Source organism: Mycolicibacterium sp. XJ1819 (assembly GCF_053483675.1).
The window spans coordinates 69,934-82,317 of record NZ_JBEFST010000008.1; the positions used below are offsets into that span (position 1 = coordinate 69,934).

At 67.4% G+C, this 12,384-nt stretch carries 11 protein-coding genes; 4 read left to right on the top strand and 7 right to left on the bottom strand.

The annotated features are described in order from the left end of the window. Position 1 precedes the first annotated feature (1 nt). The 6 genes from rpsA to polA form a co-directional block, all read right to left on the bottom strand. Positions 2 to 1,444, bottom strand: a complete 1,443-nt coding sequence (gene rpsA / locus ABQE89_RS10340; RefSeq protein ID WP_448416235.1) for a 30S ribosomal protein S1 — start codon at positions 1,442 to 1,444, stop codon at positions 2 to 4. Positions 1,445 to 1,578: 134 nt separating this feature from the next. Next, complete coding sequence (locus ABQE89_RS10345) at positions 1,579 to 2,199, bottom strand: TetR/AcrR family transcriptional regulator (protein ID WP_448416236.1); 621 nt, start codon at positions 2,197 to 2,199, stop codon at positions 1,579 to 1,581. Then, positions 2,187 to 3,032 carry an NmrA family NAD(P)-binding protein gene (locus ABQE89_RS10350; RefSeq protein ID WP_448416237.1) on the bottom strand — a complete coding sequence of 282 codons (846 nt, stop codon included), beginning with the start codon at positions 3,030 to 3,032 and terminating at the stop codon, positions 2,187 to 2,189. The genes ABQE89_RS10345 and ABQE89_RS10350 overlap by 13 nt, the downstream gene beginning before the upstream one ends. Then, positions 3,029 to 3,511, bottom strand: a complete 483-nt coding sequence (locus tag ABQE89_RS10355) for a nuclear transport factor 2 family protein (RefSeq protein ID WP_448416238.1) — start codon at positions 3,509 to 3,511, stop codon at positions 3,029 to 3,031. Before ABQE89_RS10355 ends, ABQE89_RS10350 begins: the two co-directional genes overlap by 4 nt. A gap of 83 nt (positions 3,512 to 3,594) precedes the next feature. Further along, a complete protein-coding gene (locus ABQE89_RS10360; RefSeq protein WP_448416239.1) occupies positions 3,595 to 4,803 on the bottom strand; it encodes a threonine/serine exporter family protein in 1,209 nt (402 codons plus the stop codon). Between the two features lie 13 nt (positions 4,804 to 4,816). After that, positions 4,817 to 7,567, bottom strand: coding sequence for a DNA polymerase I (gene polA / locus ABQE89_RS10365; RefSeq protein ID WP_448416240.1), 2,751 nt, complete (start codon positions 7,565 to 7,567; stop codon positions 4,817 to 4,819). 65 nt (positions 7,568 to 7,632) lie between these two features. Between polA and ABQE89_RS10370 the strand changes: the two genes are divergently transcribed. From ABQE89_RS10370 to ABQE89_RS10380, 3 genes are read left to right on the top strand one after another with little or no spacing between them, the layout of a single operon-like run. Continuing rightward, on the top strand, positions 7,633 to 8,070 hold the full coding sequence (locus ABQE89_RS10370; protein ID WP_448416241.1) for a Zn-ribbon domain-containing OB-fold protein: 438 nt from the start codon (positions 7,633 to 7,635) through the stop codon (positions 8,068 to 8,070). Continuing rightward, a complete protein-coding gene (locus ABQE89_RS10375) occupies positions 8,067 to 9,266 on the top strand; it encodes a lipid-transfer protein (RefSeq protein WP_448416242.1) in 1,200 nt (399 codons plus the stop codon). The genes ABQE89_RS10370 and ABQE89_RS10375 overlap by 4 nt, the downstream gene beginning before the upstream one ends. Position 9,267: 1 nt before the next feature. After that, positions 9,268 to 9,501, top strand: a complete 234-nt coding sequence (locus tag ABQE89_RS10380) for a DUF167 domain-containing protein (protein ID WP_448416243.1) — start codon at positions 9,268 to 9,270, stop codon at positions 9,499 to 9,501. Positions 9,502 to 9,506: 5 nt separating this feature from the next. On the opposite strand, the gene ABQE89_RS10385 is transcribed toward ABQE89_RS10380, so the two are convergent. Next, positions 9,507 to 10,721, bottom strand: a complete 1,215-nt coding sequence (locus ABQE89_RS10385; protein ID WP_448416244.1) for a branched-chain amino acid ABC transporter substrate-binding protein — start codon at positions 10,719 to 10,721, stop codon at positions 9,507 to 9,509. 427 nt (positions 10,722 to 11,148) lie between these two features. Between ABQE89_RS10385 and ABQE89_RS10390 the strand changes: the two genes are divergently transcribed. Then, positions 11,149 to 12,378 carry a branched-chain amino acid ABC transporter permease gene (locus ABQE89_RS10390; protein ID WP_448416245.1) on the top strand — a complete coding sequence of 410 codons (1,230 nt, stop codon included), beginning with the start codon at positions 11,149 to 11,151 and terminating at the stop codon, positions 12,376 to 12,378. Positions 12,379 to 12,384 lie beyond the last annotated feature (6 nt).

Consider the following 12,384-nt stretch of genomic DNA (forward strand, 5'->3'; position numbering starts at 1 on the left):
GCTAGGCGCTGCCGGCGAGCTTCTCCCGCAGCGCCGCGAGCTGCTCATCGCTGGCCAGCGAGCCACCACCGGTGGGCTCGTCGGAGCGAGAACTGCTGCTCGTCGAACCGGATGCGCTCTCCTCGGCCTCGGCAGCGGCGAACTTCTCCATCTGCGCGGTGTGCATCTTGTGACGACGCTCGGCCTCGGCGTAGCGGGCCTCCCACTCCTCCCGCTGCTTCTCGAAACCCTCGAGCCATTCGTTGGTCTCGGAGTCGAAGCCCTCCGGGAAGATGTAGTTGCCCTGATCGTCGTAGCTGTCGGCCATGCCGTACTTCGACGGATCGAACTCCTCAGTGTAGTCCTCGTTGGCCTGCTTGAGGCTCAGCGAGATGCGGCGGCGCTCCAGGTCGATGTCGATGACCTTGACCATGGCGTCGTCGCCGACCTGGACCACCTGATCGGGCACCTCGACGTGGCGCTCGGAGAGCTCCGAGATGTGCACCAGGCCCTCGATGCCCTCCTCGACACGGACGAACGCGCCGAACGGCACCAGCTTGGTGACCTTGCCCGGAACGATCTGTCCGATCGCGTGGGTGCGGGCGAAGTGGCGCCACGGGTCTTCCTGCGTCGCCTTGAGCGACAGCGACACCCGCTCGCGGTCCATGTCGACGTCGAGCACCTCCACGGTGACCTCGTCGCCGACCTGGACGACCTCGGACGGATGGTCGATGTGCTTCCACGACAGCTCGGAGACGTGCACCAGGCCGTCGACGCCGCCGAGATCGACGAACGCGCCGAAGTTGACGATCGAGGACACCACACCCTTGCGGATGGCGCCCTTCTGCAGCTGGTTGAGGAATTCGCTGCGCACCTCGGACTGGGTCTGCTCCAGCCAGGCGCGGCGGGACAGCACCACGTTGTTGCGGTTCTTGTCCAGCTCGATGATCTTGGCTTCGAGTTCCTTGCCGATGTAGGGCTGCAGGTCTCGTACGCGGCGCATCTCGACCAGCGAGGCTGGCAGGAAGCCGCGCAGGCCGATGTCGAGGATCAGGCCGCCCTTGACGACCTCGATGACGGTGCCCTTGACGGCCTCGTCCTTCTCCTTGAGTTCTTCGATGGTGCCCCAGGCGCGCTCGTACTGCGCACGCTTCTTGGACAGGATCAGCCGGCCTTCCTTGTCCTCCTTGGTGAGGACCAGGGCTTCGACCTCATCGCCCACGGAAACGACCTCGTTGGGGTCGACGTCGTGCTTGATGGAGAGCTCGCGAGAAGGGATGACGCCTTCGGTCTTGTAACCGATGTCGAGCAGGACTTCGTCACGGTCAACCTTGACGATGGTCCCTTCGACGATGTCGCCATCGTTGAAGTATTTGATGGTCTTGTCGATGGCGGCGAGAAAGTCCTCGCTCGAGCCGATGTCGTTGACGGCTACTTGTGGCGAGGCGACGGAGGGACTTGGCATGTGGTGGGTTGCTCCGGACAGGTTGGATCGTAGGGACTGGGACATTTGATTATTTGATCTCGGCACGGCAACACCGCACACGGATACCCACCGAGCGTACTCGACTGACTCCACGCTGGACAAACCTGCTCGGCCTAACGCCGATTCCCACCGGCGGTGACGTGCTCAAGGCCCGCGCCGCCGGCCATGGCGCAGATCGAGGCCGCCACTTTCTGCAGGTGCGCCCGGGTCACTGGCCGGCTCAGTGCGATCACCCGCCAGAACACCAGCGCGGCGACCGCATCGAGGATGAGGTCACGATCCGCGCGCTCGGACAGTTCCCCGCGCTGCGCAGCGCGGTCCAGCACGATCTGGGCGCGGGCCCGTCTGGGTCGGCCGACATGGTCCATGAGCGCAGCCCCGAGGGTGGGATTGCGCTGCGCCTCGGCCAGCAGGTCCGGATAGATGGAGCGCACCTGCGGATCGGTCAGCCAGGTGTGCACCTCGTCGAGCAGCACCAGGACGTCGCCGAGCAGCGATCCGGTGTCGGGGGCCGGCGCACCGGTGACGCTCAGCGTGCGCATCAGTTCCACGATCATCTCGACCTTTGACGGCCATCGACGGTACAGCGAGCTCTTGCCGACGCCGGCCCGCCGGGCGACGGCCTCCATCGTCAGGCCGCGCACGCCGTTGTCGGCGAGTTCGGTGAACACCGCGGCCAGGATCGCGTCGGTCACCCTGACGTCGCGAGGGCGGCCGGCGCTCACGAGGGCCATCGCCGACTGCGCAGAAAATCCTCGAAGCTGCGCGGCGCAGTTCCAGTGAGCCGCTCGACGGCGTCGGTGACGCGCGCCTGCGCACCGTCGCGCACGAGCCCGTCGAGGGCCACCAGACCGGCGGCGAACTCGGCGTCGTAACCGGCCCCGACGAGACGGTCGATGTAGCGTTCGGGCGCAACGGCGCGGTGGGTGACCCGCCGGCCGGTGACGTCGGACATCAGCGCGGCGGCCTCGTCGTAGCTCAAGGCCTGCGGACCGGTCAGCACGTGCTCGTCAGTGGTGCTCCCCGCGGCGCCGAGCAGCGCCGCGGCGCACCGGCCGATATCCCCCGCGTCGATGAACGCAAGCTTGCCGTCCCCGGTGGCGGTGATGAATTCGCCGGTCGCCCGGATGCTTTCGGCGAGCGGATGGTTACCGACGAAGTTCTGCATGAACCACGACGGTCGCAGGATCTCCCATTCGGGGAACGTCCTGCGCACCAGCGCATCGACCGCCCCGAGGCCGGCGTCCCCGGAGGCCACCGCCGACGAGCTGAGCATGACGACGCGACGCACGCCGCTCGCCACGGCGAGCTCGGCGAACGGGCCGATCACCGTGACCGGGTCGGGGTGACCGACCGGCGCCAGCAGATACAGGCGGTCGACCCCGTCGAGCGCCGGGCGCCACGTGACGTCGTCGAACCAGTCGAAGACGTGGTGCTCGAGGTCAGTCGGTGCCGCCGGCGCGCGCGTGGCCGTGCGGACCGACAGGTCCGGAAAGTGGCGCAGTTCGTCGGTCACGGCCGCTCCGGTGGTTCCGGTGGCTCCGAGGACGAGAACCACCGTGTTCACTTCTCGCCCGCCACGTCGAAGGCCGCCATCATCTCGTCGAGCCCGCCCAGCGCCGCACCGGCGGCCAGCGGGTTCCAATAGTCGCGATAGCCGCTGATGCCGTCGGCATCCACGGTGATGACGGCGACGTAGGCGATCTCGTACGGGTTCCCGGTCTTGACCGCATGCCCGTTCACCGCCCACTCGAGGATCACCGTGTCCGGGTCAGCGGTGTCGTGGCGGGTCTGCCAGGTGATGGCCGCGACGTCGAAGGTCTGCGTGTAGTCGGACACGTAAGCGCGCACCGCCTCGCGACCGTCGAGCTCCGGCCAGCCGGGCGGCGCGAAGGGGAACGACATGGTGCCGTCGGGCGCCCATTCGTCGGCGAACGCTTGCATGTCGTGGTCGAGCAGGGCGTGCTGCAGCCGGTCGATCGTGGCGTGCGCCCGGCTCCGGCGCCGCTGGTCGTCTAGTCGTTCCACTTCGGGGCTTCCTCTCATCAATTACGGACGGTACCGTCTCGTAATAGCGAGAACCGTGTCGTCGCCACTGCTATTCCGGATCAACCCGGCACCGGGCCGAGCTACCGGGCCGGCTGGCGCCGGATCACCTGCCAGAGCACCAGGCCGGCCTGCAGCCCCAAGGCGACCGAGATCATCGAGATCAGCGTGGCGGGTAGCGCGTCGTCACCGTCGGCGCCGAATATCTCGGCCACCCCGATCAGGCCCATCGATCCGGGCACCAAGAGCCAAAAGCCCGGCAGGATCATGGTGATCGCCGGCGGCGCCGAACGCAGCCGCGACATCGCCAATGCCGCGACCGACAGCGCCAACCCTCCGCAGAATCCACTCGCGTAGCTGCCGAACAGCAGATCGCCCAGGAATTGGGCGGCATAGGCGATCGCAGAGATCGAGACCAGCCACGGCAAAAATGAACGCGGCGGGGCCAGAAACAGCATGACTCCCAGCGCATAGACCACGACACCGAGCCACGGGGCCCACGGCCCGATCTTGTTGATCGCCGCCGGGCTCAACTGGCTCTCATCCAGCCCGAACACCTGCGCGGCAATCACGATGCCGAAGGCCAACTGCACAATCTGGACGAACCCTGCGATGAGCCGACTGGACCCCGAAATGACATCGCGAGAGGTCAACTCGATGACCGCCAACGTGATGGCGGCGCCGGGCAGAAACATCGCCAGCGGAGGTATCAGGGCGCGCAACCCGACGTGATCGAACTCCAGATAGCGCGCGCCGACGATACAGATCACGGTGACCCCGAACGCGCTGACCACCGGCACCAGATGCGCCAGCCCCGGGATGCGCTGCCCGGCCACCCAGAACAGCCCGACCATGACCCCGAGCACTCCTGCCACCAGGACGTTCAACGACGTCGGTTCCAGCACCAGTGCCAAGCCGGCGCTCCACACGCCATACCCCAGCACGGTCACCCAACTCGGGTACGGCTGCGGAAGCGCCTCGATCCGGTCCAACCGGGCCTCGCCCGCGATCGGGTCGACCCGGCCGTGCAAGGTGTCGGAGACCAAACCGGCCAGGGGGAACGCCTGGTCGAAGCGGAGGTCGCGGTCGATCTGGGCGGCCTTGACCACCGAGCCGGACTCCGCGGCCGGGCCCACCACCTGCACGTGGTTGGGCAACGCGATGAAATTGGCGTTGAGTCCGTATGACGACGAAGACCGCTCGATCATCTGGCGAACCATCGTGACCGGATAGTTCGACGCCGCCATCGCGGCACCCAACCGGGCGAGGTAACCGATCCGTTGTCCGCTCATGGTGGTCCCGGGGCTAGTGCGCGGCCGCATCCCAACTGCGGCCGAAGCCGACCGAGACCTCGAGCGGCACGTCCAGCGGGTAGGCGTTGCCCATCTTGTCGCGGACCAGCTTCTCGACCGCGTCGCGCTCCCCCTCGGCGACCTCGAACAACAGCTCGTCATGCACCTGCAGCAGCATCCGCGATCTCAGATCGGCCTCCTTGAGCGCGGCGTCCACGTCGATCATCGCGACCTTGATGATGTCGGCGGCGCTGCCCTGAATCGGGGCGTTGAGCGCGGCCCGCTCGGCCGCCTCACGGACCTGGCGGTTACTGCTGTCCAGTTCCGGCAGATAGCGGCGGCGGCCCAGCACCGTCGAGGTGTAGCCGTCCTTGCGCGCCTGGTCGACGACCTGATGCAGATAGTCGCGAACCCCGCCGAACCGGGCGAAGTACTGCTCCATCTGCACCTTGGCCTCCTCGGTGGAGATCTTGAGTTGCGCGGCCAGGCCGTAGGCGGACAACCCGTAAGCCAGGCCGTAGGACATCGCCTTCACCCGGCGCCGCAGTTCCGGCGTCACCTCGTCGATCGGCACGGAGAACGCCCGCGACGCCACGAACGAATGCAGATCCTCCCCCGTCCGGAACGCTTCGATGAGGCCTTCGTCGCCGGACAGATGCGCCATGATCCGCATCTCGATCTGGCTGTAGTCGGCCGTCATCAGCTCCGCGAACTCGCCGTGCTCACCCTTGCCGACCACGAACGCGTCCCGGATCCGGCGGCCCGCATCGGTGCGGATCGGGATGTTCTGCAGGTTGGGTTCGGTCGAGGAGAGCCGCCCCGTCGCCGCGATCGTCTGGTTGAACGTGGTGTGGATGCGGCCGTCGGAGGCCACCGAGTTCAGCAGCCCGTCGACGGTGACCTTCAGTCGGGTGGCATCGCGGTGGGCCAGCAGATGCTGCAGGAACGGGTGACCCGTCTTGTCGAAGAGCGACTGCAGGGCGTCCGCGTCGGTGGTGTAGCCGGTCTTGGTGCGCTTGGTCTTGGGCATCTCCAATTCGTCGAAGAGCACGACCTGCAATTGTTTGGGCGAGCCGAGGTTGATCTGCTTGCCGATCACCGCATACGCGGCTTCGGCAGCGTCGCGGATCAGGTCGGCGAACTCGCTTTGCAACTGGGCGAGCTGATCGAGGTCGACGGCGATGCCCGCGGTCTCCATCTCGGCCAGCACGCGCTGCACCGGCAACTCCATGTTGGCCAGCAGCGCCGACGAGTCGATGCGCGCGAGCTCCTCGTCGAGGGCGTCCGCCAGGTCCATCACCGCGCCGGCTCGCAACAGCAACGTCTGCACGGCCTGGTCGTCGACGCCCTCGTTGTCATCGAGCAGTGAAAGCTGTTGCTGCTCAGGGTTGTCCGCACGCAGCTCACGTTTGAGATATCGCAATGACAGGTCGTCGAGCGCGAAGCTGCGCTGCCCCGGACGCACCAGGTAGGCCGCCAGGGCGGTGTCGGAGGTGACACCCGCCAACGTCCATCCGCGGCCTTCCAGGTCGTGCATCGCGAGCTTGGCCTCGTGCAGCGCCTTGGGCTGACCGGTGTCGGCCAGCCACGACGCCAGCGCGGCCTCGTCGTCGGCCTGCAGGGTCGCGGTGTCGATGTAGCGGCCGTCACCGTCGGGCGCGACGATCGCGACGGCGGTGGCGTCGGAGTCGAACGCCGAATGCGTGCCGACGACGGCCACCCCGAACCGCTGACCCGCGCTGTGTTCGGCCAGCCATCCGGCCAGCTCACCGGGCGCCAGCGCGCCGCCGCGCACCTCGAAGCCCTGGTCCACCTCGGGGTCGGCCGAGGCCAGCGTGTCGAACAGCCGGTCGCGCAGCACCCGGAACTCGAGGTCGTCGAACAGCCGATGGATCTGGTCGCGATCCCACGGTTGCATGCGCAGGGTGTCCGGGGTCTGCGGCAACGGCACGTCCCGAACCAGATCGGTGAGCTCGCGGTTGAGCACGACGCTGGACAGGTTGGCCCGCAGCGCGTCGCCGACCTTGCCCTTCACCGCGTCCACGTTGTCGACGAGGGCCTGCAGCGAGCCGTACTGCGCGATCCATTTCGTCGCCGTCTTCTCCCCGACGCCGGGAATGCCGGGCAGGTTGTCGCTGGGATCGCCACGCAGTGCGGCGAAGTCCGGATACTGCTCCGGGGTCAGCCCGTATTTCTCCTGCACCGCCTCCGGGGTGAACCTGGTCAACTCGCTGACCCCCTTGCGCGGGTACAGCACCGTGATGTCGTCATTGACCAGTTGCAGCGCGTCGCGGTCACCGGTGACCACCAACACCCGGTAGCCGCGTTCGGCGGCCTGGGTCGCCAGGGTGGCGATGATGTCGTCGGCCTCGAACCCGGGTTCGGCGAGCACGGTGATACCCAGCGCGCCCAGCACCTCCTTGGTGATGTCGATCTGGCCGCGGAACTCGTCGGGAGTCGCCGACCGGCCCGCCTTGTACTCCGGGTACTTCTCGGTCCGGAACGTCTGGCGTGACACGTCGAACGCCGCGCCGATGTGGCTGGGCTGCTCGTCGCGCAGCAGGTTGATCAACATCGCGGTGAAGCCGTAAACCGCGTTGGTGGTCAGGCCGCCCTGGGTCTTGAAGTTCTCGGCGGGCAACGCGTAGAAGGCCCGGTACGCCAACGAGTTGCCGTCCAACAGCATCAAAGTCGGCTTGTCGGTCACCTTTTCCACCGGTGCGGTTGCGGTCACGGCCTCAACTCTAGGCACCACGGCCGACATCTCGGCAGGCGGAACAGAACTGGAACGTGTTTCAGCTCCGTCAGGCGACTCGGTACGCTGACCGCGTGTCAGCATCTACCCAACCCGCGATCGACGGCTGGTTCGCCACCGACGGATCCGGCTCGCCCTACCTGATCGGCGCGAAGTGCCATCAGTGCGGGACCTTTGTGTTCCCGCCCCGCGCCACCAACTGTCCCAACCCCGCCTGCGCGGCCGACGAACTCGCGCAGGTGCCGCTGTCGCGGCGCGGAAAGCTCTGGAGCTACACCGAGAACCGCTACGCTCCCCCGCCCCCGTACCCGTCGCCGGATCCCTTCGAGCCCTTCGCCGTTGCCGCCGTGCAACTCGACGAGGAGGGACTCATCGTGCTCGGCAAGGTGGTCGAGGGCACGCTGGCCGCCGACCTGAAGGTCGGCATGGATATGGAGTTGGACACGATGCCGCTGTTCGTCGATGACGACGGCATCGAGCGAGTCGTCTACGCATGGAGGCCTGCGTCATGAGTCCCGAACCGTTGTACATCCTGGGTGCGGGCATGCACCCGTGGGGCAAGTGGGGCCGTGACTTCACCGAATACGGTGTCGTCGCCGCGAGGGCCGCGCTGGCCGAGGCGAACCTGGACTGGCGCCAGATCCAACTGGTCGCGGGTGCCGACACGATCCGCAACGGCTATCCGGGTTTCGTGGCGGGCGCGACGTTCGCGCAGAAACTCGGCTGGAACGGCGTGCCGGTCAGCTCCAGCTACGCGGCATGCGCCAGCGGTTCGCAGGCGCTGCAGAGCGCCCGCGCCCACATCCTGGCCGGCTTTTGTGACGTCGCTCTGGTGGTCGGGGCGGACACCACGCCCAAGGGGTTCTTCGCCCCGGTCGGCGGGGAACGCAAGGACGACCCCGACTGGCAGCGCTTCCATCTGATCGGTGCGACCAACACCGTGTACTTCGCGCTTCTCGCCCGCAGGCGAATGGACCTCTACGGGGCCACGCTCGAGGATTTCGCCCAGGTCAAGGTCAAGAACGCCCGGCACGGGCTGGACAATCCGAACGCGCGGTACCGCAAGGAGAACACCGTCGAGGACGTGCTGGCCAGCCCGGTGGTCTCCGACCCGCTGCGGCTTCTCGACATCTGCGCGACCTCTGACGGCGCGGCGGCACTGGTGGTGGCCAGCAAGTCGTTCGCCGAGAAGCACCTGGGCTCGCTCGAGGGGGTGCCGTCGGTGCGCGCGATCAGCACCGTGACCCCGCAGTACCCACAGCATCTACCCGAATTGCCCGATATCGCAACGGATTCGACCGCGGTGGTGGCTGCGCCCGAGCGCGTCTTCAAGGACCAGATCCTCGACGCCGCCTACGCCGAGGCCGGTATCGGACCCGAGGATCTGAGCCTGGCCGAGGTCTACGACCTGTCCACCGCGCTCGAACTCGACTGGTACGAGCACCTCGGGTTGTGCCCGAAGGGCGAGGCCGAGCAACTGCTGCGCAGCGGCGCGACGACGATCGGGGGCAGGATCCCGGTGAACCCGTCGGGCGGGTTGGCCTGCTTCGGCGAGGCCATTCCGGCCCAGGCCATCGCACAGGTCTGTGAACTAGCCTGGCAGCTCAAGGGTCAGGCCACCGGCCGCCAGGTCGAGGGCGCCAAGGTCGGTGTCACTGCGAACCAGGGCCTGTTCGGTCACGGTTCGTCGGTGATCGTCGCCCGATAGCGTGTCCGCGAGCGCCACGGTCGTCGTCCGCGTCAAACCCGGCAGCAAGAAGGGTCCGCTGGTCGAGGTGGGCACCGACGGTGTGCTGTCGATCTTCGTTCGCGAACGCGCCGTGGAGGGGGCGGCCAACGACGCGGTCATCCGGGTGTTGGCCGAGTATCTGGGCGTGCCCCGCAACCGGGTGCGGTTGATCTCGGGTAAAACCGCCCGGCTCAAGCGCTTCCGCATCGACTAGCCCCGTCACTCGACGCGGTAGACCCAGTTCAGTGCGCGCTCGAGTTCGCCGTTGGAGGTCCACCGGTAGCTGCGGGCGACGCCCTCGCCGCGGTAGTTGCGCACGAACTCCAGCAGCGCCGCGCGGGTGATCGCACCGGAGTCGATGCCCTTGAGCAGGATGGTGCCCAGATCGTAGGCCTCGGCGCTGTAGGCGCCCGGCGCGGTGCCGAACTTGCGGCTGTACTCGTCGGCGAAGTCGGACGGGTCCGGACCGCAGGGACACGACAGCACGGCGCCGGCGGCCGCCGGTCCGGCCTGCGCGACGAACTCCGCGCTCTTGGTACCGTCCGAGCCGACGAACGCGCCAAAGAATCCCGCGTCGCGCAACTGCGCTGCGAACGGTGCGGCCTCGGCGTAGTACCCGCTGAAGAACACCGCGTCCGGCGCTGCGGTGTTGATCAGCGTCACCGCGCCCGAGAAGTCGGCGTCGCCCCTTCTCACCGCCACGTGGCAGGCCGAATCAGCCATGGCGCCAAGGGTTTCCCGTACTTTCGAGGCGAGGCCGATGCCGTAGTCGGTGCTGTCGTCGACCACACACACCTTGCGGTGGCCGAGGGTGGCCGTCATGTAATTGGCGATCGCCGGACCCTGCACCGCGTCACTGGCCGATCCGCGGAAGAAGGTCCGCCACCCCTGCTCACTGAGTGCGGCGCTGGTGGCCGACGGCGTGGCGGCCACCAGACCGGCCCGGTCGAACACCTCACCGGCGGCCATCGCCTCCCCCGAGAACACCGGACCCACCAACCCGACGGTGTAGGCATCCTCGACGATCCGGTCCGCGGTCTGTCGGGCCTTGTCCGCGTCGCCCTCGGTGTCGAACGGCTTGAGCTGCACCTGACACGCCGGGTTGGCCGCATTGTGCTTGTCCACGGCCAGCTGGACGCCGTACTTGACGGCGACGCCGAACGCCGCGTCGGGACCGTTGAGCGCGCCGGCCACCGCGATCGACAACGGAGGGCACACCGCGCTGCCGTCCCCGGCCGGGTCAGCCGTGCGCACCGGGGCGTCGGCGCCGACCTCGGTGCCGGAGGCGTCGATCTGCGCCTGCGCCACCATGGTCAGATCCGACGGCGCCGCCGCGGGTCCCGGCGCCGATCGGCTGCATGCGGCCACGGTTGCCAGCATCGACACCGAGGCCAGCCCCACAGCCAGTGCGCTCCACAGCGAGCGACTGCGCACGAGTTCACCTCCGCATGCGAGCTTCCGACCCCGTCCGACCCAGAGGTAGAAACATAGCAGCGGTTCCGGAAGCTCTAGAAGGTCTAGAAGCTGAAGTCGCCGTGCGGGCTGCTTTCTCGATGCGTGTCGGGCGTCAACTCCGCGATCGCGGCAACAGCGAGCACCGCCAGCATGGCGATGAACACGATCAGGGTTGTCATGTCAGTGAGTCTCTGCCTTCCGCGCAACCCCCAACAGTGGCAGTAGTGACCGCTTCCGTAAATATCCCGCCATCGTGTGGGTCTCGCGTGTCACTGTCCCGAACCGAAACCGATACGTGCAACTGATTTTCGAACGCTATAAAGTCCGGAGACCGAAATGCGACGGAGGTTGATCATTGGGCTCGTGCGCTCGAGCGCTCTCGCGGAGCCTGCTCCTTCTCGCGTTCGTGGCGATCGCGGCCGTGCTGAGCGCGGGCACCGCCGCCGCAGACGACCCGGACACCGCCCGGGTGTCGGGCCGGCTGGTCGACGCCGGCAAACCCATCGTGGGCGCCGAGGTGCGCGCGCTCAACTCGGCCGGTGGACAAGCCGCGACCACGCGCTCCGACGACGCCGGCCGCTGGACGCTGCAGGTTCCCGACGGCACCTACACGTTCGAGGTGGTCGCCGACACGCTGCCCGACGGCGTCAGCGTGCAGGGCACGGTGACCCGGGAGGTGGCCTCGGGCAGGGTCAATGCCGTCGTGTTCACGTTCGGGGACGTCCGCACCGGGCAGGGCACACCGATGTACGAGCGCGTCATCCATCTGCTCATCGACGGACTGCGGTTCGGACTGGTGATCGCCGTCGCGGCCATCGGGCTCAGCCTGGTGTTCGGCACCACCGGGTTGACGAACTTCGCGCACGGCGAACTGGTCACGCTCGGCGCGGTGTTCGCCTGGGTGTTCAACGTGTCGATCGGGTTGCCGCTGGTCGTCGCGACGCTGCTCGCCATCGTGCTCGGCGGCGTCGTGGGCTGGTTGAACAACGCCGGGCTCTGGCATCCGCTCCGGAAGCGACGAGTCGGGCTGATCCCACAACTCGTGGTGTCGATCGGTCTCGCGATCTCCCTGCGGTACCTGATCCTGATGCTGTTCTCGGATCGAACCCAGGCCTTCGCCGACTCCACGGTCAGCATTCAGCGTCATTGGGGACCGATCGCGATCAGCGACATCAACCTGCTCACCATGGTGATCAGCGTCGTCGTACTGGTCGCGGTGGCGGTGATGCTCCAGAAAACCCGGATCGGCAAGGCCATACGGGCCGTGGCGGACAACAAGAGCCTGGCCGCGGCCTCCGGGATCAACGTCGAGCGGGTGATCACCTACGTCTGGTGCCTCGGCGGTGGTCTCGCTGCGTTGGGCGGCGTGCTGCTCGCCGTGTCCGAACTCGGCGGCCGGGTCCAGTGGGAGATGGGATTCAAGCTGTTGCTGCTGATGTTCGCGGGCATCATCCTCGGCGGGCTCGGCACGGCCTACGGGGCGCTGCTGGGATGTCTGGTCGTCGGCATACTCGTGCAGTTGTCCACGCTGATCATCAATCCCGATCTCAAGTACGTGGGTGGTCTGCTGATCCTGATCTTCATCCTGGTCGTCCGTCCGCAGGGCATCCTGGGCTCGCGCGAAAGAATCGGCTGAGGACCC